Origin of the sequence: Rhizobium sp. NXC24 (assembly GCF_002944315.1) — a bacterium.
Classification (GTDB): Bacteria; Pseudomonadota; Alphaproteobacteria; order Rhizobiales; family Rhizobiaceae; genus Rhizobium.
Window position 1 is genome coordinate 480,572 of the sequence record NZ_CP024311.1, and the last position, 23,733, is coordinate 504,304.

Annotated in this window: 24 protein-coding genes; 14 read left to right on the top strand and 10 right to left on the bottom strand. The window is 60.2% G+C overall.

Going from position 1 to position 23,733, the window contains the following annotated elements; genetic code table 11:
* Nucleotide 1: 1 nt before the first annotated feature.
* The 7 genes from NXC24_RS02380 (at nt 2) to NXC24_RS02410 (ending at nt 7,156) form a co-directional block, all read left to right on the top strand.
* The gene (locus NXC24_RS02380) at nt 2-1,060 is read left to right on the top strand and encodes a PhoH family protein (protein ID WP_104821838.1); all 1,059 of its coding nucleotides are present in this window, start codon (nt 2-4) and stop codon (nt 1,058-1,060) included.
* On the top strand, nt 1,060-1,566 hold the full coding sequence (ybeY, locus tag NXC24_RS02385; protein ID WP_104821839.1) for an rRNA maturation RNase YbeY: 507 nt from the start codon (nt 1,060-1,062) through the stop codon (nt 1,564-1,566). Before NXC24_RS02380 ends, ybeY begins: the two co-directional genes overlap by 1 nt.
* Before the next feature lie 24 nt (nt 1,567-1,590).
* A complete protein-coding gene (locus NXC24_RS02390) occupies nt 1,591-2,763 on the top strand; it encodes a hemolysin family protein (protein ID WP_104821840.1) in 1,173 nt (390 codons plus the stop codon).
* 78 nt (nt 2,764-2,841) lie between these two features.
* Entirely contained in the window at nt 2,842-4,443 is a 1,602-nt protein-coding gene (lnt, locus tag NXC24_RS02395) for an apolipoprotein N-acyltransferase (protein WP_104821841.1), read from the top strand.
* Between the two features lie 153 nt (nt 4,444-4,596).
* Nucleotides 4,597-5,016: a helix-turn-helix domain-containing protein gene (locus NXC24_RS02400; RefSeq protein ID WP_104821842.1), complete on the top strand. Its 420-nt coding sequence runs from the start codon at nt 4,597-4,599 to the stop codon at nt 5,014-5,016.
* A gap of 188 nt (nt 5,017-5,204) precedes the next feature.
* Entirely contained in the window at nt 5,205-6,458 is a 1,254-nt protein-coding gene (gene metK, locus NXC24_RS02405) for a methionine adenosyltransferase (RefSeq protein WP_104821843.1), read from the top strand.
* The gene (locus tag NXC24_RS02410; RefSeq protein WP_104821844.1) at nt 6,455-7,156 is read left to right on the top strand and encodes a tRNA (guanosine(46)-N(7))-methyltransferase TrmB; all 702 of its coding nucleotides are present in this window, start codon (nt 6,455-6,457) and stop codon (nt 7,154-7,156) included. The genes metK and NXC24_RS02410 overlap by 4 nt, the downstream gene beginning before the upstream one ends.
* 242 nt (nt 7,157-7,398) lie before the next feature.
* Here the strand turns inward: NXC24_RS02410 and NXC24_RS02415 are convergent, their stop codons facing one another.
* Nucleotides 7,399-7,656, bottom strand: a complete 258-nt coding sequence (locus tag NXC24_RS02415) for a DUF1150 family protein (RefSeq protein WP_104821845.1) — start codon at nt 7,654-7,656, stop codon at nt 7,399-7,401.
* Between the two features lie 45 nt (nt 7,657-7,701).
* A complete protein-coding gene (locus NXC24_RS02420; RefSeq protein ID WP_104821846.1) occupies nt 7,702-8,133 on the bottom strand; it encodes an Hsp20 family protein in 432 nt (143 codons plus the stop codon).
* 228 nt (nt 8,134-8,361) lie between these two features.
* On the opposite strand from NXC24_RS02420, the gene NXC24_RS02425 reads away from it, so the two are divergent.
* Nucleotides 8,362-9,306 (top strand): nucleoside hydrolase, encoded by a 945-nt coding sequence (locus NXC24_RS02425; RefSeq protein WP_104821847.1) that lies wholly within the window; start codon nt 8,362-8,364, stop codon nt 9,304-9,306.
* A gap of 71 nt (nt 9,307-9,377) precedes the next feature.
* Here NXC24_RS02425 and NXC24_RS02430 read toward each other — a convergent pair whose 3' ends face one another.
* From NXC24_RS02430 to rmuC, 3 genes are all read right to left on the bottom strand, one after another.
* Nucleotides 9,378-11,726: a methyl-accepting chemotaxis protein gene (locus tag NXC24_RS02430; RefSeq protein ID WP_104821848.1), complete on the bottom strand. Its 2,349-nt coding sequence runs from the start codon at nt 11,724-11,726 to the stop codon at nt 9,378-9,380.
* Nucleotides 11,727-11,908: 182 nt separating this feature from the next.
* Nucleotides 11,909-12,808, bottom strand: a complete 900-nt coding sequence (locus NXC24_RS02435) for a ribokinase (RefSeq protein ID WP_104821849.1) — start codon at nt 12,806-12,808, stop codon at nt 11,909-11,911.
* 101 nt (nt 12,809-12,909) lie between these two features.
* Nucleotides 12,910-14,097, bottom strand: a complete 1,188-nt coding sequence (gene rmuC / locus NXC24_RS02440) for a DNA recombination protein RmuC (RefSeq protein ID WP_245463964.1) — start codon at nt 14,095-14,097, stop codon at nt 12,910-12,912.
* Nucleotides 14,098-14,289: 192 nt separating this feature from the next.
* On the opposite strand from rmuC, the gene def reads away from it, so the two are divergent.
* The 5 genes from def to truA all read left to right on the top strand — a co-directional run bounded on the left by def (nt 14,290) and on the right by truA (nt 17,393).
* Nucleotides 14,290-14,805 carry a peptide deformylase gene (gene def / locus NXC24_RS02445; protein ID WP_104821851.1) on the top strand — a complete coding sequence of 172 codons (516 nt, stop codon included), beginning with the start codon at nt 14,290-14,292 and terminating at the stop codon, nt 14,803-14,805.
* Nucleotides 14,806-14,869: 64 nt separating this feature from the next.
* A complete protein-coding gene (locus NXC24_RS02450) occupies nt 14,870-15,160 on the top strand; it encodes a plasmid stabilization protein (RefSeq protein ID WP_104821852.1) in 291 nt (96 codons plus the stop codon).
* Nucleotides 15,157-15,576: a type II toxin-antitoxin system VapC family toxin gene (locus NXC24_RS02455; RefSeq protein WP_104821853.1), complete on the top strand. Its 420-nt coding sequence runs from the start codon at nt 15,157-15,159 to the stop codon at nt 15,574-15,576. The genes NXC24_RS02450 and NXC24_RS02455 overlap by 4 nt, the downstream gene beginning before the upstream one ends.
* Nucleotides 15,577-15,654: 78 nt before the next feature.
* On the top strand, nt 15,655-16,602 hold the full coding sequence (fmt, locus tag NXC24_RS02460) for a methionyl-tRNA formyltransferase (protein WP_104821854.1): 948 nt from the start codon (nt 15,655-15,657) through the stop codon (nt 16,600-16,602).
* Nucleotides 16,602-17,393: a tRNA pseudouridine(38-40) synthase TruA gene (gene truA / locus NXC24_RS02465; protein WP_104821855.1), complete on the top strand. Its 792-nt coding sequence runs from the start codon at nt 16,602-16,604 to the stop codon at nt 17,391-17,393. Before fmt ends, truA begins: the two co-directional genes overlap by 1 nt.
* Before the next feature lie 682 nt (nt 17,394-18,075).
* Here truA and NXC24_RS02470 read toward each other — a convergent pair.
* From NXC24_RS02470 to dapD, 3 genes are all read right to left on the bottom strand, one after another.
* Nucleotides 18,076-18,675 (bottom strand): hypothetical protein, encoded by a 600-nt coding sequence (locus tag NXC24_RS02470; RefSeq protein WP_104821856.1) that lies wholly within the window; start codon nt 18,673-18,675, stop codon nt 18,076-18,078.
* On the bottom strand, nt 18,662-19,855 hold the full coding sequence (dapE, locus tag NXC24_RS02475; protein ID WP_104821857.1) for a succinyl-diaminopimelate desuccinylase: 1,194 nt from the start codon (nt 19,853-19,855) through the stop codon (nt 18,662-18,664). The genes NXC24_RS02470 and dapE overlap by 14 nt, the downstream gene beginning before the upstream one ends.
* Nucleotides 19,856-20,013: 158 nt before the next feature.
* The gene (gene dapD / locus NXC24_RS02480; protein ID WP_104821858.1) at nt 20,014-20,871 is read right to left on the bottom strand and encodes a 2,3,4,5-tetrahydropyridine-2,6-dicarboxylate N-succinyltransferase; all 858 of its coding nucleotides are present in this window, start codon (nt 20,869-20,871) and stop codon (nt 20,014-20,016) included.
* Nucleotides 20,872-21,081: 210 nt separating this feature from the next.
* Here dapD and NXC24_RS02485 point away from each other — a divergent pair, with 210 nt between their 5' ends.
* A complete protein-coding gene (locus NXC24_RS02485) occupies nt 21,082-21,954 on the top strand; it encodes an LOG family protein (protein WP_104821859.1) in 873 nt (290 codons plus the stop codon).
* Nucleotides 21,955-22,071: 117 nt separating this feature from the next.
* Here the strand turns inward: NXC24_RS02485 and NXC24_RS02490 are convergent, their stop codons facing one another.
* Complete coding sequence (locus NXC24_RS02490) at nt 22,072-22,743, bottom strand: EF-hand domain-containing protein (RefSeq protein ID WP_104821860.1); 672 nt, start codon at nt 22,741-22,743, stop codon at nt 22,072-22,074.
* Between the two features lie 113 nt (nt 22,744-22,856).
* Nucleotides 22,857-23,561, bottom strand: coding sequence for a pyrimidine 5'-nucleotidase (locus NXC24_RS02495; RefSeq protein ID WP_104821861.1), 705 nt, complete (start codon nt 23,559-23,561; stop codon nt 22,857-22,859).
* Between the last annotated feature and the right edge of the window lie 172 nt (nt 23,562-23,733).

Consider the following 23,733-nt stretch of genomic DNA (forward strand, 5'->3'; position numbering starts at 1 on the left):
CTTGAACGGACAGGAATTGGTTTCTTCTTCATCGCGCCAGCCACGCACCGCGAGCGACGCCAATCACTTCATCCTGACGTTCGAGAACAATCGGTTCGCCAGCGAACTTTTCGGACAGTTCGATCAGAATTTGAAGCTGCTCGAAGAGCGTCTGGGCATCGACGCACGCGCACGCGGCAATTCCGTCATTATCACGGGTGATGTGCTGGCCACCAACCAGGCGCGCCGCACGCTCGATTATCTCTATGACAAGCTGCAGAAAGGTGGGAATGTGGAGCGCTCCGACGTGGAAGGAGCAATCCGCATGGCGGTTGCCGCCGATGACCAACTGACGCTGCCGACGATGGAGAAAAAAGCCAAGCTGACGATGGCGCAGATTTCGACGCGCAAGAAGACGATCATCGCGCGCACGCCGACGCAGGACGCCTATATCAGGGCGATGGACCGTTCCGAGATGGTTTTCGGCGTCGGTCCGGCCGGTACGGGCAAGACCTATCTCGCCGTTGCCCACGCCGCTCAGCTTTTGGAGCGCGGCGCGGTCGAGAAGATCATCCTGTCGCGCCCGGCCGTCGAAGCCGGCGAGCGTCTTGGCTTCCTGCCCGGCGATATGAAGGAGAAGGTCGACCCCTATCTCCGCCCGCTCTATGATGCGCTCTACGACATGATGCCGGGCGACAAGGTCGAACGCGCCATCACCGCTGGCGTCATCGAAATCGCTCCGCTCGCCTTCATGCGTGGTCGCACGCTTGCCAACGCCGCCGTCATCCTCGACGAGGCGCAGAATACCACCTCGATGCAGATGAAGATGTTCCTGACGCGTCTCGGTGAGAATTCGCGCATGATCATCACCGGCGACCCCAGCCAGATCGACCTGCCGCGCGGTGTCAAATCCGGCCTGGTGGAGGCCTTGCAGCTCCTGAACGACGTCGAAGGTATAACCATCGTGCGCTTCAAGGACACAGACGTCGTCCGTCATCCCTTGGTGGCGCGCATCGTCAGGGCTTACGACTCGAACTACCTCGCCCCCGTCGCTGGTGGTGAGGCCGATCCGCAGATCTGATGGCCGATCTCGATATACAGATCAGCGTCGAAGAGGGCGGCTGGCCCTCGGAAGAGGCATTGCAGGCCCTGGCCGAGCGCGTGTTGGGCGCGGCTGTGGCCTATCTCGAAAAATACGAGAAGCAGCCTTTTCCGAAAATGGCGCCGGAATTGTCGCTGGTCTTCACCGACGATGCCTCGATCCGGGAGATCAATGCGGAATGGCGCGAGCAGGACAAGGCGACCAATGTCCTGTCGTTCCCCGCTTTTCCGCTGGCGCCGGGCGGCAGACCCGGCCCGATGCTCGGCGATATCATCATCGCCAAAGAGACGGTGGAGCGCGAGGCGGTCGAGCTGGAAAAGAGTTTTGATGACCATCTGACCCATTTGATGGTGCATGGTTTCTTGCATCTCTTCGGCTACGACCATATGAATAATAGCGAAGCCGAAATAATGGAGGGGCTGGAGACTCGCATTTTGGCGGAGCTTGGCCTATCTGATCCCTATGCGGGGCAGGACCCCATTTGACTGAACCCTGTCTGATCAGGAACAATGAGCGACTTTACGACAAGACCGGCCCCCGAGGCCAAAGACGGAGCCGAAACAGCCTCCTCCGATGAGGCGGGCAGTAGTAGCGGCAAACGATCACACTCATCCTTCTGGGCCCGCGCTGCGCGCATTTTGCGCCCAGCTCAAGGCTCTGCACGTCTGCGCGAGGATCTCGCCGACGCGCTGATGACCAACGCCACCGATGACGACGCTTTCTCGCCGGACGAGCGGGCAATGCTGCACAACATCCTCCGTTTCCGCGAGGTGCGTGTCGAGGACGTCATGGTGCCGCGCGCCGATATCGAGGCGGTTGACCAGAATATCACCATCGGCGAGCTGATGATCCTGTTCGAGGAGAGTGGTCGCTCGCGCATGCCGGTCTATGCCGAAACGCTCGATGATCCGCGCGGCATGGTGCATATCCGCGACCTACTGTCTTATGTCGCCAAGCAGGCGCGCAACAAGCGCCGCGGCAGCAATGGCAAGGCGGCGGCAGCGGCATCTGCGTCGACTGCGAGCCCGACTGAGAAGCCTCCGCGCTCGGCCAAGCCGAATTTCGACCTTTCGCGCGTCGACCTGCAGAAGACGCTCGCCGAAGCCGGCATCATCCGAAAAATCCTGTTCGTGCCGCCCTCCATGCTGGCGTCGGATCTTCTCCGCCGCATGCAGGTCAACCGCACGCAGATGGCCCTCGTCATCGATGAATATGGCGGCACCGACGGCCTCGCCTCACATGAGGACATCGTCGAAATGGTCGTCGGCGATATCGATGACGAACATGACGACGAGGAAGTCATGTTCAAGCGTGTCTCCGAAGACGTTTTCGTCGCCGATGCCCGCGTCGAGCTGGAAGAGATTGCCGCCGCCATCGGCACCGATTTCGACATCAGCGAGCAGGTGGACGAGGTGGATACGCTCGGCGGCCTGATCTTCTCGGCGCTCGGCAGGATCCCGGTGCGCGGCGAGCTCGTCCAGGCGCTGCCAGGCTTCGAATTCCATATCCTCGATGCCGATCCGCGCCGCATCAAACGGGTTCGCATCACGCGTAAGCGTCATGCCGTGCGCCGCCGTCCGGCCAAGGCCGAGGGGGAAGGTGGCGTACTCGAGCGCGATTTGCCGTCGCCGGATACGCTTCCGGACGAACCTTCGGCAGAACGGAACACGGCCAGCCAATAAATGGCGCTTCAGCAGGACAAACCGCTGCTTTTTTGAAAGACTGCGGCCAATGATTCGCAGTTTGGACGGAGCGCGCGCATGGAACGGCTTTCGGGCAAGGTTATCCTCGTCTGGGGTTTCAAGCGCGCATTTCTCGCCATCGTTGCCGGAGCAATCGGCGTCCTCGCCTTGCCGCCCTTCGGCTTCTTCGCGGCGATGTTCGTCTCTTTCACGCTGCTTGTCTGGCTGCTGGATGGCGCTGCCGCCGGTCCCGATAGCGGCTTCCTTGGGCGCCTCTGGCCGGCTTTTGCCATCGGCTGGCTGTTCGGTTTCGGTTATTTCGTCGCCGGTCTCTGGTGGCTCGGCCATGCGCTTCTGATCGATGCCGATGCGTTCGCCTGGGCGCTGCCGCTGGCGATCCTCGGTCTGCCGGCGTTTCTCGCGATTTTCTATGGCGTGGCGGCGGCGCTGGCCCGGCTGCTCTGGTCCGACGGCATGGGGCGCATTGCCGCACTCGCCTTCGCCTTTGGCCTGCTGGAATGGCTGCGCAGCTTCCTTTTCACCGGCTTTCCCTGGAATGCCATCGGCTACGGCGCCATGCCCATTCCGCTGATGATGCAATCGGCGCATGTGATCGGCGTGCTCGGCGTCACCGTGCTTGCGGTCTTCGTTTTCGCGTCCCCGGCACTACTTGGAACGCGCCAGGGGCGGGTGCCGGGGATCGGGCTCGCCGCACTCATCGCCGCCGCGCATTTCGGTTACGGCTATTATGCGCTCAGTCTGCCGGAACCCCTGGCGAGCGGCGGCAAGACGGCGCCGGTGGTGCGCATCGTCCAGCCCGCGATCGACCAGGAAGCCAAGATGGACACCGATGCCGACCGCGCCGCGATCTTCGACAAACATCTGTCGCTCTCGGTGCAGCCGCCCATCAATGGTGGCAAACGGCCCGACATCATCGTCTGGCCGGAGACCGCTATCCCCTTTATTTTGACGGATAATCAGGACGCGCTGACCCGCATTGCCGATCAGCTCGACGATGACCAGATCCTGATCACCGGCGCCGTTCGCGTCGAGGACATGGGTCCCGGTCTCGAGCCGCGCTATTACAACTCCATCTATGTGATCGACGGCCGCGGCCAGATTATCGGCGCCTCCGACAAGACCCATCTTGTGCCGTTCGGCGAGTACGTGCCCTTCGAAAACATCCTCGGTTATCTCGGAATTCAGAATGTCATCGAGTTGCCGGGCGGGTTTTCAGCGGCCGCCAGCCGGCAGTTGCTGACGCTGCCAAGCGGCGTCAAACTTTATCCGCTGATCTGTTACGAGATCATTTTCCCGAACGAAATGACACCGGAAATCCAGCAAGCCAACGCCATTCTGAACGTTACGAATGATGCCTGGTTCGGCGACACGCCAGGCCCCTATCAGCATTTCCTGCAGGCGCGGGTAAGGGCTGTCGAACAGGGTTTGCCGCTGATTCGCAGCGCCAATACGGGTGTTTCGGCCTATGTCGACGCTCACGGACGTTTGATTTCCGGAATCGACTTTAATGAGCAAGGATTTGTCGACGCCACTTTGAGTAGCGCAACCGTGTCGCCTATCGACGATAGGATACGAAATGCATACTTCTGGTTGGCAATCGGGGTAGTCGGTATAATCGCTGTGATTTCACGCATGGGTTTTATTTCAAGGGCGAATTGACCAAAAAACCCTAAAATTGCATAGTGGTTGTTGTCTGCCTTTTGAACGTAAACTAGAAGCCGGGTGGGGCGTCGGCTGCAACGTAGCGTTATAGGGGTGGTTAAGGGCACCGGATGGCAGGACCTGAATTCAACCTATGTTAGGGCAATTATGATGATTGAGAACAAAAAGAAGCCGAACCCCATCGACATCCATGTCGGTAGCCGCATCCGCCTCCGCCGTACCATGCTGGGCATGAGCCAGGAGAAGCTCGGCGAGAGCCTCGGAATCACTTTCCAGCAAATTCAGAAGTATGAGAAAGGCACCAACCGCGTTGGCGCCAGCCGTCTTCAGAATATTTCCAGCATTCTTAACGTTCCGGTTTCCTTCTTCTTCGAGGACGCGCCGGGTGAGCATGCGGCAACCGCCGGCGGCATGGCCGAGGCTTCCAGTTCCAATTATGTGGTCGATTTTCTCTCTTCCTCGGAAGGGCTGCAGCTCAACCGCGCCTTCGTGAAAATTTCCGATGGCAAGGTCCGCCGCAAGGTGGTCGAGCTCGTCAAGGCCCTCGCAGCCGAGGCCGACGCCGAATAAGCGTTTTTAAGCAGCGCTGCAGTGGCAAAGTCGCAAGGCGGTCATTTTGGCCGCCTTTTCCATGTTTATGGCAAAATTTTATCACTTTCGCCGGGATATAAAGATATATTTATGTCCTTCTGTGGCTTGTTTTTCGCGCTCGAGACGAATATCAAAAGCGGAGATTTGTTCTTTGAGGGGAATCCCATATGCGCGCGAATTATCTGTTTACCAGCGAGTCTGTTGCCGAAGGTCACCCGGATAAAGTCTGTGACCGCATCTCCGACGAAATCGTCGATCTGGTCTACCGCGAAGCGGCAAAGACCGGCGTCAACCCCTGGGGCGTGCGCATTGCCTGCGAGACCCTTGCCACCACCAACCGCGTCGTCATCGCCGGCGAAGTTCGTCTGCCGCCGAGCCTGATGAAGAAGGACAAGGATGGCAACGACGTCATCAATCCCTCGAAGTTCAAGGCCGCTGCCCGCCGCGCCATCAAGGATATCGGTTACGAACAGGACGGCTTCCATTGGAAGAAGGCGCGCATCGACGTTCTCCTGCACTCGCAGTCCGCCGACATCGCCCAGGGCGTCGACAACGCCGCCGACCAGCAGGGCGATGAAGGTGCCGGCGACCAGGGCATCATGTTCGGCTATGCCTGCCGCGAAACGCCGGACCTCATGCCGGCGCCGATCTACTATTCGCACAAGATCCTGCAGCTCCTCGCTGCCGCCCGCAAGAAGGGCGACGGCGAAGTCGCCAAGCTCGGCCCGGACGCCAAGAGCCAGGTGACCGTCCGCTACGTCGACGGCAAGCCGACCGAAGTGACCTCGATCGTTCTTTCCACCCAGCATCTCGATGATAGCTGGGATTCGGCGAAGGTTCGCGCCGTCGTCGAACCCTATATCCGCGAAGCTCTCGGCGAGCTGAAGATCGCGGCCGACTGCAACTGGTACATCAATCCCACCGGCAAGTTCGTCATCGGCGGTCCGGATGGTGATGCCGGCCTGACAGGCCGCAAGATCATCGTCGATACCTACGGCGGTGCTGCACCGCACGGCGGCGGCGCCTTCTCCGGCAAGGACACGACCAAGGTCGACCGTTCCGCTGCCTACGCTGCGCGCTACCTCGCAAAGAACGTCGTAGCCGCCGCTCTTGCCGACCGCTGCACGATCCAGCTCTCCTACGCCATCGGCGTTGCTCAGCCGCTGTCGATCTATGTCGACCTGCACGGCACCGGCAAGGGCGTCAGCGAAGACCAGATCGAAGCGGCGATCCGCAAGAACATGGACCTTTCGCCGACCGGCATCCGCCGCCATCTCGACCTTAACAAGCCGATTTACGCGAAGACCTCGGCTTACGGCCATTTCGGCCGCAAAGCAGGCCGCGACGGCTCGTTCTCCTGGGAGCGCACGGACCTCGTCAAGGCCCTGAAGGAAGCTGTGAAGACCCGGGAAGCTGCATGATCGATACCGAGCGCCGGTCGCGGGCGACGGAAGCATTCTTCGGCCGGCGCAAGGGAAAGCCTTTGCGCGGCCAGCAGGCCGAAAGGCTGGAAGCGCTGCTGCCGCAATATATCGTCGATCTCTCTGCACCGGCGCCGCAGCCGCTGAATGATCTGTTCCCGGTGCAGACCGAGCGTCTGCGCCTGGAAATCGGCTTCGGCGGCGGCGAACACCTGATCCACCGGGCGCTGGAATCTCCGGCGACCGGCTTTATCGGCGTCGAGCCCTTCGTCAATTCCATGCAGAAGCTGCTTGCCCGCGTCGACGAAACCGGCGCGCGCAACATCCGCGTCTATAATGACGACGCCACGCAACTGCTGGATTGGCTGCCGGAGGGCTGCCTCGACCAGATCGATCTGCTCTATCCCGATCCCTGGCCGAAGAAAAAACACTGGAAGCGCCGCTTCGTCTCGCAGGTCAATCTCGATCGCTTTCACCGCGTCCTGAAGCCCGGCGCCATCTTCTGCTTCGCCTCCGACATCGACACCTATGTCAACTGGACGCTGCAGCACTGCGCCGCCCATGGCGGCTTTGAATGGATGGCAAACAATGCCAGCGACTGGCTGACGCCCTATGAAGGCTGGCCCAGCACGCGCTATGAGGCAAAAGCCCGGCGCGAGGGACGGTCTTCGGCCTATCTGACGTTCAAGAGAGTTTAAGCGGCAATCCCGCCTCTCGCAATTTCGCGGCGCGAAATCGCTCAAATCCTCCTTTCTACCCGTTAGGGTGAAGAAGCTATTGCCATGTGCATGTCAGCCAGTTTGGAAGGTGGAGTTACAGCTTCTCCTCCGCGGGAGAAGGACGAGCGTCAGCGCCGGTTGAGAGGGGCATTACACCGGGATAGGAATGCTCTGACGCAATCGCGGTCGCAGCGCCTCGATCAACTAATGGCACGGAGCCCTCAATGAAGGCTGACCGTCTTCAGCTCGTCCTCAGCCGCCTTATAGAAGGTGCTGGACCGGTTGTCGGTCAGAAGAATCGGAGTGCCATCGGCGCCGAAAAGCGCCCAGAGGTCGACATTCGGATCGATGTCCGGCGCCTCGGGAAAGCAACGGGACACTTCGTCCGAATGGATCTTTCTGACATAGGCAACCTCACCCGCACCAATATTGGCGAGTTCGGATTGAGTCAGGCGCGCAGTGGCTTCTCTCAAAAGCATGTTCGTACCTCCAGCATGAGGGACCAGCGGCAATCTGCCGTTGTCTTACTGTGATACCGAAATGTTAATTTTCTTTACCATCCGGTCCGGTTCCGGCCGAATGAGATCGACGGAAAGCAGGCCGTTCTTCAAGACGGCGCCGAGCACCTGCATGCCGTCTGCCAAAACGAAGACGCGCTGGAACTGACGGGCCGCAATGCCGCGATAGAGATAATCGCGCTCCTCATGCTCCACCTGCCGCCCACGGATCAAAAGCTGGTTTTCTTCCGTGGTGATATCGAGCTCGTCTTCCGAGAAGCCGGCAACCGCAAGCGTAATGCGCAGGCGCTCAGGCTCGCCCGAGAGGCGGTCGGCCCGCATGCGTTCGATATTGTAAGGGGGATAACCATCGCTGACCTTGGAAATCCGCTCCAGCGTCTTTTCCATGGTGTCGAAGCCCAGAAGCAGAGGGCTGGCAAAGGGAGTGGTCCGGCTCATGTCTCAAGTCCTTGGTGTCAAGCGACCTTTCCGGACCTGATCTTTCAGCACCCGGTTACGTGTAATATGGGAGCAGGGGCGGGGGAGTGCAAGGAGGCGCGGCCTTCGCATTTGCGAGATTACTTCCGGTATCGCAATGCCAATGGCCACGCCGGCATCCGGCTGCTTGACAAAGCTTAAACGGGCTCGCATCAAGACTGCCAAGCCGCACCGGAGGAAAGCCCAGAGATGACCGAGCCCAGAAAAATTATCATCGATACCGATCCCGGCCAGGACGACGCCGCCGCGATTTTGCTCGCCTTCGGAAGTCGTGAGGAAATCGACGTACTCGGCATCACCACGGTCGCCGGCAATGTGCCCCTGAGTTTGACGAGCCGCAATGCCCGTATCGTCTGCGAGCTCTGCAACCGCCGCGACGTGAAGGTTTTTGCCGGCGCCGATGCGCCGCTCAAGCGCAAGCTGGTCACCGCCGAACATGTCCACGGCAAGACCGGCCTTGACGGCCCTGACCTGCCGGAGCCGACCATGGAGCTTCAGCCCGGTCATGCCGTCGACTTCATCATCGACACCCTGCGCAACGAGCCGGCCGGCGCGGTCACGCTCTGCACGCTTGGCCCGCTCACCAATATCGCGCTCGCCTTCCAGAAGGCGCCCGACATCATCGCGCGCGTCCGCGAGCTGGTGATGATGGGCGGCGGCTTCTTCGAAGGCGGCAACATCACGCCGGCGGCTGAATTCAACATCTATGTCGACCCGGAAGCGGCCGATGTCGTCTTCCGCTCCGGCGTACCTGTCGTCATGATGCCGCTCGACGTGACCCACCAGCTTCTGACCCGCAAGGATCGTGTGGCTGCTATCGCCGCCGTTGGCACTGCTCCGGCCAAGGCAATGGTCGAGATGCTGGAATTCTTCGAGCGTTTCGATATCGAAAAATATGGCTCTGACGGCGGTCCGTTGCACGACCCCACCGTCATCGCTTATCTGCTGAAGCCGGAGCTTTTCAAAGGCCGCGATTGCAATGTCGAGATCGAAGTGACATCGGAGCTGACCGTCGGTATGACCGTTGTCGACTGGTGGCATGTCACTGACCGTAAGCGCAACGCCAAGGTCATGCGCCATGTCGATGCAGACGGCTTCTTTGCGCTGCTGACCGAGCGCTTTGCACGCATCTGACTTTGCTGCCGCAGGAATAGGAAAAGGCCGCCGGATCGCTCCGGCGGCCTTTTATGGTTTCATTAGTCGGCTCAGAATTCTTCCCATTCACCCTGCGCCAGCGCATTTGCGCCTTGGGTCTGCGGACGCGCCTTGCGCGCTGGAGCGGCGGCCGGGGTAACACTGCGGGCAGGGGCTGGGGCCGGCGTGCGCATCTGCTGAGCGGCAGCGCGCAGTGCGGAGGCATTATCCTGGCCGCCATGCGATACGCGGAAGCGGGCGACGAGCGTTTTCAACGTCTGGGCCTCGTCGTTCAGCGTCACGCTGGCGGCGGTGGTTTCTTCCACCATCGCGGCATTCTGCTGCGTCACCTGGTCCATCTGGTTCATGGCCGAGTTGATTTCCTTCAGCCCGATCGCCTGTTCGCTGGCAGAAGCCGAGATCTGGCGGATGAGGCCGTTGATCTCCATCACTTGCTCGGCGATCTTGTGTAGCGCATTGCCCGTGCGGCCGACGAGATCGACGCCTTCCTTGACCTGGCCGGCCGAGGTGTTGATCAGGGTCTTGATCTCTTTTGCGGCATTGGCCGAACGCTGCGCCAGCTCGCGCACTTCCTGCGCCACGACTGCAAAGCCCTTGCCGGCTTCGCCGGCACGCGCTGCTTCGACACCGGCATTCAGAGCGAGAAGGTTGGTCTGGAACGCGATCTCGTCGATCACGCCGATGATGCGCGAAACTTCCTGCGAGGACTGCTCGATGCCATGCATGGAGGAGATCGCCTTCTGCACGATCTCGCCGGAGCGTCCGGCATCCTCGGATGCCGCGTTGACGCTGCTGGCAGCCGTGCGGGCATTTTCGGCGCTGGAATTGACCTGAGCCGTAAGCTGGTTGAGCGCTGCAGCGGTTTCTTCCAGGCTTGCCGCCTGCTGCTCGGTGCGGCGGGCAAGGTCCGAGGCGCTGTTGCTGATCTCGCCCGTGCCGCTGCCGATATTACCGACGCTGAGGTTCATCGTGTGCACCGTCTCTTCCAGGCTGGCGAGTGCGGCATTGAAGTCCTGCTTCAACTGGGCGTATTCGCCGGGGAATTCCTCGGCGATGCGGTGGCCGAGATTGCCCTTGGAAAGCTCGGCCAGGCTCTGGCCGAGAATGGTGACGATGCGCCGCTGCAGCGCCACGGTTTCGCTTCGCTCCGCTTCCGAGCGATAACGTTCGCCTTCGGCGGCACGGCGCTGGTCGTTGGCCTCGGCCTCCAGCCGCTTGGTATCGGCAAGGGCGAAGCGGAAGCCTTCGAGCGCCTTGGCGACCGAGCCGATCTCGTCGGCACGGTTCTGGCCCTCGACGGGTTCGGCATAGTTGCCGGCGCTGAGATCGTTGACGCTGGCGACCAGTCCGCCGAGCGGCTTCTGTACGAAGGCGCGCACGGCGGCGTAGAGCGCCAGCATGACAGCAACCAGCACGAGGACGCCGCCGATGATCATCATATAGGTCTGGTCGCGCACGGGCGCGGCAATCGCACTGTGCGGCACATCGACGAGGACGACCCAGGTGGCATTGAGGCCGGGCACGGCGAACGGATAGACCACACGGTCGAATTCTTCTCCGCCGTTATCGCTAAGGTTTTTCACCAAGCCCGTCGCCGACGAGGTCAATGCCGCCTTGATGGCATCGGCGCCCTCGCCGCTATAGTCCTTCATCAGGAGGTCCTTGTTCGGCGCCACCAGCCACTTGTTGTCCTGGGAGAGCAGGAGGACGCGGCCGGAACCGAAGGGATGGAGGTTCTGCAGTTTGACGGAAAGTGAAGCGAGCGAGATATCGACGCCCGAGACGCCGATCATCTTGCCGCCGGACATCACCGGATAGGCGATCGAGCTCATGGTCGTCGGAACTTCGGTGCCTTCAGCCAAGTATGGCGGAGTGATGGCGCCCTTGCCGCTGTCGGCGGCGAGCTTCCACCATGCGGCGGTGTAGTCGTTGTCGAAGGTGGAGAACTGGATGCCGCCGTCCTTCGTCTTCGACCAATAGGGTGTGAACACGCCCTTGTCGTTGACGCCTTCGTCCTTGTTGTTGGCGAGTTCAGTTGTCTTGCCGTCGAATGTGCCGAGCTTTTCGCAGAACCAACTGCCGAAGGCGAAGGCGTTCTGCTCGACATTGGCCTTGAGGATATTGATAATGCCCTTGCGATCGAAGGTGTGGCCCTCGTGGCCGCGGCCGATGATGGCGGCCATGGAGCGGGCGGCGCTGGCGAGTTCGCCGACATTGGCGGCAATTTCATTGGAGATGGATTTGGCCTCGCTATTGGCCTGATCCATGGTGAGCATTTCCACGCGATCGCGCGTCTGGGAAATCAGCAGGAAGTTGGAGACGAACAGGACAAGCGCAATCGCTACCCCAGTGACCAGGATGAGCTTGGCCGCGAGCGACTTCATATGAAAGATGGACATCATTTCCTCGAGAGAACGATGCGCCGGATGCACATTATCCGGAGCAAGGTCGGCGCAGGGTGGCCCTATCATGGGGCCGCCGTGAGCGCCCGCCGCGGGGGAGCAAACCCAAGGCAGGCAGGAGGAGAATGATTGTGAAGCGCAAAAATTTAATTAATTTGTGCGGCTAGGAATGGTGGGTCTCAAAGACGCGCGGCGACGTCGCCTGCAACCGGAATCGATGGCTGCGCGCCCGGCTTCAGGCAGGCGAGCGAACCGGCGACCGCGGCCCGGCGCAGAGCCGCATGAAAATCCAGGCCCTGGTCGAGGCTGGCGGCAAAATAGCCGCAGAAGGTGTCGCCGGCGCCGACGGTATCGACCGGCTCGATGACGAGACCCTTGGCACGCGAGAGTTCGCCATCGCGGATGGCAATGACGCCGTCGCCGCCGAGCGTGACGATCAGCGTCTGACCCGTTTCGCCATGCAGACGGATTAGTGCCGCCTCGCGATCGCTGGCCGACATATTGTCCTGGCCTGCCAGCCTTTCGAATTCCGTCTCGTTGGCGATGACGATGTCGGCAAGACGTCCGAGCCGTGCCGCATCGGGAATGAGGGGGGCGAGATTGAGAACGGTGCGGATGCCCTTGGCCTTTGCCGCCGCGAGCGCGGTCTCAACGGCGGCGACCGGGATTTCGAATTGCAGCATCAGCGTATCGCTCGGGCTCAGCGTATCGACCACTGCGGTCGCCTGTTCGGCTGTTATCGTGCCGTTGGCGCCGGGCACGACGGCGATCATGTTCTCGCCATCGCCGCCAACGAGGATCAGGGCAGTGCCGGTCGGCTCGGAAACGTGGTTGACGGTGGAAAGATCGGTGCCGGCGGCGTTAAGCAGGGCAAGCGCAGGCTCGGCGAAACCATCATTGCCGACAGCGCCGGTCAAACGCACCGTCGAGCCGGCACGCCGCGCTGCCAAGGCCTGATTGGCGCCCTTGCCGCCGGCAGCGGTGGAAAAGCCGTTGCCCGCCACGGTCTCGCCCGGCTTCGGCAGACGGTCGGTGGTGGCGATGAGGTCCATATTGATGGAGCCGAAAATGGTGATCATGGGATGTTCCGCCCTGCTTGTTGATGTCGCATGATCCATTCAGAACCGATTTATAGGTTTGAGGATCATGCATTGATTTGGCGCGACACTGCCCGAAGCGATCAGTCCTCGTCAACCACCCTGAGCTTGAGTTGGCCGGTGCGGTTGTCGATCGGTTTCGGCCGGTCGTCGGTGGTCGCCTTCGTCGGCTCGCCGGCGGCCTCGAATTCCAGCGCTTCTATCCTCTCGCCGCGGCGTGCCAGCTTGTCGGCGGAGGTGACGATCATGTCGACATCCTTCTGCGCCATGGCGAAATGCCCCTGCAGCTTGCGTACCCGCTCGTCGAGGCGGGAAAGATCGTTCATCAGATGCGCCACTTCGCCCTGGATCATATGTGCCTGCTCGCGCATGCGCTGGTCCTTCAACACCGCCTGGATGACCTGGATCGACAGCATCAGCAGCGACGGCGAGACGATGACAATGCGCGAACGCTGCGCCTTCTGCACGATCGCTTCGAAATTCTCGTGGATTTCCGCAAAGATCGATTCGGAGGGAACGAAGAGGAAGGCCGTATCCTGCGTCTCTCCCTGAATGAGGTATTTTTCGGCGATATCGCGAATATGCACTTCGAGGTCCCGGCGGAATTGCTGCGCGGCGATCTTGCCCTGCTCGGGGCCTGTCGCCGCCGCGTTGCGGATGGCGTTCCAGGCCTCCAGCGGAAATTTGGCATCGATGACCAGCGGCGGCGAGCCGTTCGGCATGCGCACGGTGCAGTCCGGCCGCGATCCGTTGGAGAGCGTCGGCTGGAAGGCATAGGCGCCCATCGGCAATCCGTCGGCGATGATCGTCTCCATGCGGGCCTGGCCGAAGGCGCCGCGCGTCTGCTTGTTGGAAAGGATTGCCTGGAGGCCGACGACATCCTTTGCCAGCGACTGAATATTGTTCTGCGCAGCGTCGATGACGGCGAGCCGCTCCTGCAGGCGGCGCAGGTTCTCGTGCGTAGAGCGCGTCTGCTCGCCGATCGTCGCCGTCACCCGCTGCGACATGCCGTCGAGCCGTTGATTGATGGCATGGTTGAACTCCGCCTGCCGCGAACCGAACACTTCGGCCATGGTGGCGAGCCGTCCCTGCATTTCCGCCTGCGCCCGGAGAAGCGCCGCCATATTGTGCTCGGCATCCTCGGCCCGCAGCATATCCTCCTCACCCCGCCGCCCATTATTGTTGAGGACAAGGACGACAACGGCGATCAGCAGCAGGATGACAAGGCCGGTCAGAACAGGAACTGCCGGAATCTCTTGGCCGAAGAGCATAAAGGACATGATATCGGATACTCGTGGAACTCGTGCCTGCACCATAACAAAACTTTGGAGAATATCCAGATCAAAACGTGAACAAAATTTAGGGAGTTATGATCGACCTGAAGTCGCAAGCGTTGAAAAAACACCCTCCAACCGCCATCTAAATAATTCCATCGCACTGCAAGATGCGTTATGGGAAACTTCATGACGATCAAGCCACTCATCATTTTGCCCGATCCGTTGCTCCGCCAGGCCTCCGCGCCCATCGAGCGCGTCGATACCGAAGTCCAACGCCTTGCCGACGATATGCTGGCGACCATGTACGATGCGCCAGGCATCGGCCTTGCGGCCATCCAGATCGGCGTTGCCCGCCGCATGCTGGTGATCGACGTGTCGCGCGAAGGCGAGGACAAGCAACCGCTGGTCTTCATCAATCCCGAAATCGTCGCCTCTTCGGATGAGCGCTCGGTTTATGAGGAAGGCTGCCTCTCCATTCCGGATTATTATGCCGAAGTCGAGCGTCCGGCCCGCGTTACCGTCAAGCATCTCGACCGCGACGGCAAGGAACAGATCGTCGAGGCCGACGGCCTCCTCGCCACCTGTCTTCAGCACGAGATCGACCACCTGAACGGCGTGCTATTCATCGACTACATCTCGCGCCTGAAGCGCGACATGGTCATCAAAAAGTTCACCAAGGCGGCGAAGGCAAAGGCGCTCTGAAGGGAAGGTTGAAAAACCATCCGGGCAGGCCTATGATATCAGTGATATCAAATGGAGGTGCTGAATGAGCGACCTTTTGATTCGCGATATTCCGGATGCCATGAAGCATGATCTCGCAGAGCGGGCAAAACAGACTGGCCGCAGTCTCTCCGACGAGGCAAAGGAGCTTTTGCGGGCGGCGTTAGTGGCGGAGGATGCTAACGCCGGTCGCAGCGGATTGTCTGCGTGGGATGTTTTGCGTCCCATTTTCTATACCGAAGATGCTGCTGCTGCCGAAGAATATGGGCGCATCATGAAAGAGATCGAAGCGGAACGGAAAAAGGATTTCGGCCGACCAGTTGAGGATTTCGAGTGATCCTGCTCGATACGAATATCCTCTCCGAATTGACGAAGCCTGTGACCGACCGCAATGTCGAAGCATGGTTTCAGATGCAACCCATCATGAATCTCTATCTCTGTGATATTGTGGTGATGGAGCTGTCTTATGGGGCGGAACGCTTCTTACTTCGAACGGGATCGTACCGCTACATTCAAATGTTCAACGAGCAACTCGTTTCTTTTCGCGGCAGGATCCTGCGTTTCGATCATCAATCGGCCATCGAAACCGGTCGCATTCGAGCGGGGCGTGAAAGGACCGGCCATCAGATCTCCGTCCAGGACGCCATGATCGCTGCCATCTGCCTAGCACAAGGCGCGACGCTGGCGACGCGGAACACAAAAGACTTCGAGGGGCTTGATCTTAAGCTCGTAAACCCGTTTGAAGGCGGTTAGGGCCTGATCGCCAAAAAATCGCAAAGCGGTTTTTGGCCAAGATCATGCCAAACGAGAGAATTCAGCCGGACGGATCGCATGTCGCTCAGCATCATCTTTATGGGAACGCCCGAATTTTCCGTGCCGACTTTGCGGTTGCTGGTCGATGCGGGACACCGGATTTGCGCTGTTTATACGCAGCCGCCAAGGCCCGGCGGGCGGCGTGGGCTCGATCTCCAGAAGTCGCCGGTGCACCAGGCGGCGGAGCTGCTCGGCCTGCCGGTTTTCACGCCCGTCAATTTCAAGGAGCCCGAAGAGCGCCAGCGTTTTCGCGAGCTCGATGCCCATGTCGCCGTGGTGGTCGCCTATGGCCTGCTGCTGCCGGAGGCAATCCTCTCGGGTACGCAGTTCGGCTGCTATAACGGCCATGCTTCGCTGCTGCCGCGCTGGCGAGGTGCTGCGCCCATCCAGCGGGCGATCATGGCCGGCGACAAGAAGACCGGCATGATGGTGATGAAGATGGACAAGGGCCTCGATACCGGTCCGGTCGCACTCACGCGGGAAGTGGAGATCGGCGACACGATGACGGCGGGCGAGTTGCACGACAAGCTGATGATGGTTGGCGCCAAGGCGATGGTCGAGGCGATGAACAAGCTGGAGCATGATGAACTGCCGCTGACCGCGCAGGCTGCCGAGGGCGTCCTCTACGCCGCCAAGATCGATAAAAGCGAGACACGCATCGATTTCAGCAAGCCGGCTGCGGATGTTCACAACCATATTCGCGGCCTCTCGCCCTTTCCCGGCGCCTGGTTCGAGGCCGAGATCGCCAGCCGGCCAGAACGGATCAAGGTTCTCGGCTCCGAACTTGCCGAAGGCGAGGGCGCGGCCGGCGAAGTGCTGACCGACGGTCTGGTCATCGCCTGCGGTTCCGGCGCCGTCCGGCTGACGAAATTGCAGAAGGCGGGCGGCAAGCCGCTGGCTGCGGCCGATTTCCTGCGCGGCACGCCGATTGTGCCGGGCACGATGTTGGCGGCGGGACCAGCCTGATGCCTCGTTACCGCATGACCGTCGAATATGACGGCATCCCTTATGTCGGCTGGCAGCGCCAGGACAACGGTCCTTCCGTGCAGGGCGCGATCGAGGGCGCCATCTTGTCTCTGACTGGCGAAAAGGTCTCCATTCGCGGCGCGGGACGCACCGATTCCGGCGTGCACGCGATGGGCCAGGTCATGCATGCCGACCTCTCTAAGGAATGGAAGACCTACACGCTCCGCAATGCGCTCAATGCGCATCTGAGGCTTGCCAAGGAGCGGGTCGCCATTCTCGATATCGCCGAGGTTGATGCGCACTTCGACGCACGCTTTTCGGCCATCCGCCGCCACTATCTCTATCGCATCATCACCCGCCGTGCGCCCTTGGCATTGGAAGCCGGGCGTGCCTGGTGGGTGCCGAAGGATATGGATCATGAGGTCATGCATGCGGCGGCCCAGACGCTGGTCGGCCGGCATGATTTCACCACCTTCCGTTCGGCCCATTGCCAGGCCAATAGTCCGGTGCGCACGCTCGACCGGCTGGATGTGACCCGCAATGGCGAGCTCATCGAAATCCGCGCCACGGCGCAGAGTTTCCTGCACAATCAGATCCGCTCGTTCGCCGGCACGCTGAAGCTTGCAGGCGAGGGAAAGTGGACTGTGGACGACGTGCGCGCTGCGCTGGATGCGCGAGACCGCAAGGCATGCGGCCCCGTCGCTCCGCCGGATGGGCTCTATTTCATGCAGGTGGATTATCGCGACGGCGTTGGGCCCGTGGACGCCGATGACGAACAGGACGATTCCTAGCCTCCGTTGGATGGCTCGGGATGCCTGTCAGCGACGACACTATCCTTCGACAACATTTCTGCGTCGATTCCACCCTCTCCTCAGCCCCGAGAGCGGCATCCAGCCCATCGGGCGGCGGCCGCCTCCGTCAATTGACACACTCAGCGTCTGAGCTGCGCCACCGAAATTGAACATGAGCGCGCCATTGCCACGAATTGCGTCCACATCAAGTGTGGCCGCACACATCGCGGTCTGGCCAAGCGCCATGCCAATATTTGGGAGGGACTCGACTTGAGTAGCAGACTGTGGGGGGAGCAGGTTATCGCGGCACTGAGATCCTCAGGTGCAACAGAGCGTCACCTGTTCATGTCCTCAACCACCCAGCGGAAAAATAAAATAATCAAAGCTGCAAATAATAGTAATTGCATCATCTTTGGCAGATCAAGCATATCATAGCTCTCTAATTTATCGCTGCATCATGCAGACGAGCTATAATAAACCGGAATGCGTCAATGACCATCTACTATGGGGATACATTAAGATTGCGGTTAATATATGGTTTATATTGAATGTATTCAGCGCAACTGAAAATATCGAGACATGACCCGTGAATATATTGCCGCGACTACATCGCCCGGCAGTGATGGCACGTGACGACGTATGACGGCTTTCGTCCGCCACTTTGTCAGAGGTGTCTAACCACTCAACCCGGCGGATAGATGCCGAGGAAGCGCTGGAGAAAATCCGTCAGCAGCATGGTCGGGATCAGCAGTATCAGCGTCAGTGCGCCGACGAAAAGCGGATGCGCACCGCAGATCATTCGGAGGATACGCGCCAGCGAGAAGACGATCGCCATCATCAAGGCCAGCCACAGGATGGCCGCCAGCCCATTGGAACCGGGTACGAAGGCGAGCAGCGCGATCAGCAGGGAATTGAGATAGGAAGTCGGCAAGCCGAGCCAGTTGACCACCACGACGATAGGCGCGAATTTGTCGCCGAAACGAAAGATCATCAGTAGCACGCCGGCCAGTATCAGCGGCGCCAGCCAGCTTGCTGCCTCGACCAGCGCCAGGCGAAAGAAGAAGGCCATGCCGGTCGAGGTTTCCGGCGGCATGGCGGTGAGATAGGCCTGCTGCCACCAGAGCCATGAAATGCCGATCGGCGGCAGGCTCCAGAGGATCGCCCAGAAGGATCGCAGCATGCCGCGGTCTGATATGTCGAGATATTGGAAGCCGCGGGCGTCCATCCGAATCAAAAGCCACAGGCCCGCCAGATAGTATTGGACTTCCCTAAAGGTCGGCATTCGCAAACCAGCGCTGGATGAAGGTCTCGTAGATCTCGGTCAGGGTTTCGAGATCCGATAGCGCCACCCGCTCATCGACCATGTGCATGGTCTGGCCGACAAGACCGAATTCCACGACAGGGCAATAATCCTTGATGTAGCGTGCATCCGAGGTGCCGCCGGTGGTGGAAAGCTTCGGTGTGCGTCCGGTGACATTTTCAATTGCCGACGATAGCGAAGCGATCAGGGCATTGTTGCGCGTCAGGAAAACCTGGCTTGGACGTTCGGACCAGACAATGTCATATTTAGTCGGCTCACGACCTGGCCGCAGCGTTTGGTCTGCTGCGGCGGCATCGAGGCGGGCAAGGATTTCCGCCTTCAGCGTCTCGACGCTCCATGTGTCGTTGAAACGGATATTGAAAACAGCCGTCGCCTTGGCGGGGATGACGTTGGTTGCGGCGTTGCCGACGTCGATCGTCGTCACTTCGAGGTTCGACGGCTGGAAATTGTCGGTGCCGGCGTCGAAGGGCGGATGGAGCAGCGCTTCGGTCAGTTTGACGATGCTGCGCACCGGATTGTCGGCCAGGTGCGGATAAGCGGCATGGCCCTGCACGCCATGAACCGTGATGAAACCGGATATCGAACCGCGGCGGCCGATCTTGATCATGTCGCCGAGCTGGTCGGGATTGGTCGGCTCGCCGACCAGCGAGGCGTCCCATTGCTCGCCCCGCTCGGCGGCCCATTGCAACAGCTTGACCGTACCGTTGATGGCCGGGCCTTCTTCGTCACCGGTGATCAGGAAGGAAATGGAGCCGGTAGGGGCACCATGTTTCTCGATATGGCGGGCGACTGCGGCGGCGAAACAGGCAATGCCACCCTTCATATCGACGGCGCCGCGGCCGAAAAGCTCATCACCAGCGATTTCGGCAGCAAAGGGCGGATGGCTCCAGGATGCGGCATCGCCGACTGGCACGACATCCGTATGGCCGGCAAACATTAGATGCGGACCCTCTGTGCCGAGGCGGGCATAAAGGTTTTCGATATCGGGCGTTCCCGGCTCGCTCGCCGTCATGCGCTCGACTTTGAAGCCCAGCGGCAGCAGCATATCGGCAAGCGCGGTCAGTGCGCCGCCTTCGGCGGGTGTGACAGACGCACAGCGAATGAGGGTCTGCAGATTGGTGACGGGATTGGTAACGGTCATCGGAGGCAACTTATCCGGCGAGAAATGGCAAAGCGATGGCAAAGGATCGGCGATGAGTCGAAAATCTTTGCCACGATTGCAGCAATCGCACAGGCATGCGCACCCGGCAAGCATAAGGGAAGCGCGATGTGACAACCGCGCTTCCAAAAAATTGTAAATCAGTCGCGCAGCAGCTCGTTGATGCCAGTCTTCGAGCGGGTCTTTTCGTCGACGCGCTTGACGATGACGGCGCAGTAGAGGCTGGGAGCGGGCTGGCCGTTCGCCATCGTGTTGCCGCTCGGCAGCGCGCCGGCGACGACGACGGAGTAGGGCGGCACTTCGCCATAGGTGATTTCGCCGGTGGCGCGATCGACGATCTTCGTGGACTTGCCGATGAAGACGCCCATGCCGAGCACGGAACCTTCGCGGACGATGCAGCCTTCGACGACTTCCGAGCGGGCGCCGATGAAGCAGTTGTCCTCAATGATCGTCGGGCCGGCCTGCATCGGCTCCAGCACGCCGCCGATGCCGACACCGCCCGAGAGATGTACATGCTTACCGATCTGGGCGCAGGAACCGACGGTCGCCCAGGTGTCGACCATGGTACCTTCGCCGACATAGGCGCCGAGATTGACGAAGGAAGGCATCAGGATGGCGTTCGGGGCGATATAGGCCGAGCGGCGGACGACGGCGTTCGGCACGGCGCGGAAGCCGGCCTCGCGGAAGCGGTTCTCACCCCAGCCTTCGAACTTCGACGGCACCTTGTCCCACCAGGTCGAGCCGCCGGGGCCGCCGTCGACGATCTGCATGTCGTTCAGGCGGAAGGAGAGCAGCACCGCTTTCTTGAGCCACTGATTGACCGTCCAATTGCCGTCGGAACCACGTTCGGCGACGCGGACCTTGCCGCTATCGAGCAGGTTGAGTGCCGTCTCGACGGCGTCGCGAACTTCGCCGCGCGTCGACGCGTTCACGTTATCGCGATTTTCGAAGGCAGCCTCGAGGGTCTTTTCGAGAGAAACGAGATCGGTAGCGCTCATGGGAATTCCTTAAAACGTCGGTGCCTATCGTAATTTCCGGAAATGGTCCGGAAGCAGTTGACTGGTCCTATAGCATGGGTCTCGAAAATGGAATGTCTTTTCCGCGCCGATTGAGCTTGGATTCAAGGCATTGTAGGGCATATGCAAGAGCTTGGTCTTCCTGTCAGTTGTTGGAACGCCAGTCATGATCGATTTGAAAGGCATCAGTAGATGAGCAAGGGGAAGAACGGCAGGCTGAGACGCAAGGATGGGGTATGGGACCCTCTGAAGTCGAGCTCGGCCGACAAGAAGCGCGCCGAATCCGTGCCGAAGACGCCGCAATCCATGTCGCCGTCCTATCGGCTCGCCTATGCCGACGAGGATTTCCTCTGCCGCGAGGAATTGCGGCCGATCCGGCTGCAGCTCGAACTGTTGAAGACCGAGATGTATCTTACCGAACGCGGCATCAACTCAACAGTGGTTATGTTCGGTGGCGCGCGTATTCCAGCCCCCGGCACCAGCGCCTGGGCGGCGCGCAATGATGTGCAGCGCGCCAATCTCGAGGCGGCATCCGTTTACTACGAGGAAGCCCGCAAATTCGCCCGGCTTTGCGCGCGCTACTCCGCCGGCTTTGACTTCCATGAATATGTCGTGGTCACCGGCGGCGGCCCCGGCGTCATGGAGGCCGGCAATCGCGGCGCTTCAGAAGAGGGGGCGCCCTCCATCGGCCTCAACATCGTGCTGCCGCACGAGCAGGCGCCGAATGTCTACGTGACGCCGGAACTCAGCTTCAATTTCCACTATTTCGCGATCCGCAAGATGCATTTCATGGTGCGCGCCAAGGCGATCGCGGTATTCCCGGGCGGTTTCGGCACGCTGGACGAGCTGTTCGAATGCCTGACACTCATCCAGACAGGCCGCATGGAACGCCTGCCGCTGATCCTGTTCGGTGAAAAGTTCTGGCGCGAAATCATCAATTTCGATGCGCTCGCCGAATTCGGCACCATCGCGCCTGACGATGTCAAGCTGATCAGCTTCGTCGATACCGCCGACGAAGCCTGGAAGATCGTCGCGGACTTCTACGAGCACGATAACGGACACTGAAACGAAAGGCCCGCCGTCGCGTCTGCGGGGCGGGCCTTTTCAGCATGGGACGATGGCCTGGAATGATCCCGAAAACTATGAAGCGGTTTTCGGATAGGATCGTGCCCAACCGAACATTCAGAGCAGGGGACGGTTCGGCATGTCGTCCAGCGAGATCACGCCGTCATGGTTGCGGTCCATGCGGTCGAAGAGCTTGTTGGCGGCGTCTTCGGCCTCCTGCTTGCTGATCTGGCCGTTTTCATCCGTATCGACGCGTTGGAACAACAGGCTCGTGCGCATTAGAGCAGCTTCGTGCATGAAGCGGCCGCGCGGGTGGTGACCGTGATGCTTGCCCGCATCCTGGTTGTCGCCGCTCGGAGCCTGATCCGCTTGAGCCTGGTCGCCCTTGCCCTGGTCGCCCTTGCCTTGATCCCCCTTGGCCTGATCGGCTTGAGCTTGATCCTCGGCGCCCTTGGCGCGTTCGGCCTTCCACTCCTTGATGCGCTCCTTGCGATAGGCGCGCAGTTCGCCGGGGGTGATCTCGCCGTCCTTATTCGTGTCGATCTGGTCAAAGATCTTGTCGACGCCGGCCTTGACCTCGTCCTTGGAAATCTTCATGTCGCCGTTGGTATCGAACTGCTTGAGCATGCGCACATAGACGACTTCCGGCGAAAAGCCCGGGCGATGCCAGCGACCGCCGGGGCCGCCCATGCCGTCATGGGCCTGCGGAGCGGCAAAACTTGCCTGGACGGCGGCGCCGACCAGAAGAGTTGCGGAAAGTCCTGCCAGAAGAAGTTTTTTCCCGTTCATCGTTTTTCCTTTCGTACTGAAGAATGGTCAAACGATACGGCTGAAGGCAAAAAACGACCAATTAAACATCGGTAAGGCGGATGAAACTTTCGTAACCCGATCCTAAAAAACCATTAAACGAGGGTCTTGAGAAAAGCGGTCAGATCGTCGGTCACATAGTCGATATGATCGTCCTCGCCGCTCGTCTTCTCCCACCATTCGATCACTGTGCCTTCGAGATTCTGCGGCACGAGCAGCACGGTCTTCATGCCGAGCGCTTTCGGCACGGTAAGATTGCGCGGCAGGTCCTCGAACATGGCAGCGCGCTTCGTGTCCACCCGATTGAGGCTCATGAACTTGTCGTAGGTGCTGCCTGCCGGCTTCGGCACGTAGTCGGCCGCGACGATGTCGAAAATATCGTCGAAGTTATCGAGGATGCCGAGCGCGCCGGCGGTCGCCTGCGCATGCTTGACGCTGCCGTTGGTGAAAATGAATTTGCGGCCCGGCAGCGCCTTGATGGCGGCGGCGAGCTCCGGCTGGGGCATCAGTGCCGAATAATCGATCGCATGCGCCTTCTCCAGGAAATCATTGGGGTCAATGCGATGATGGATCATCAGCCCCTGCAATGTCGTGCCATGCTCGAGGTAATATTGCTTCTGCAGCTTTCGCGCCTCGTCCCGCTCCATCTGGAGGAGTGCGGAAACATAGGCCGTCATGTTCTTGTCGATCTGCGAGAAGAGATCGACATGATGCGGATAGAGCGTGTTGTCGAGATCGAATACCCAGTCGCGGATATCCGAGAAATCGGCGGGTTGAGGCAGCGTTCTTGTTTGGGTCATGGCGGCCTTATGGCATGTGCTATTGCCTGAGGAAAAGGAAAATATGCCGCGTATATGAGAAACATCGCAGACATTGTCGGCTATCCTAATGCAGGCTATGGTTTTGCCGATTGATTTTTAGGGTTCTGCGCTATTTGCCGGCTAGAGAGGAGTCTGTGCCTCTTCGGTTACC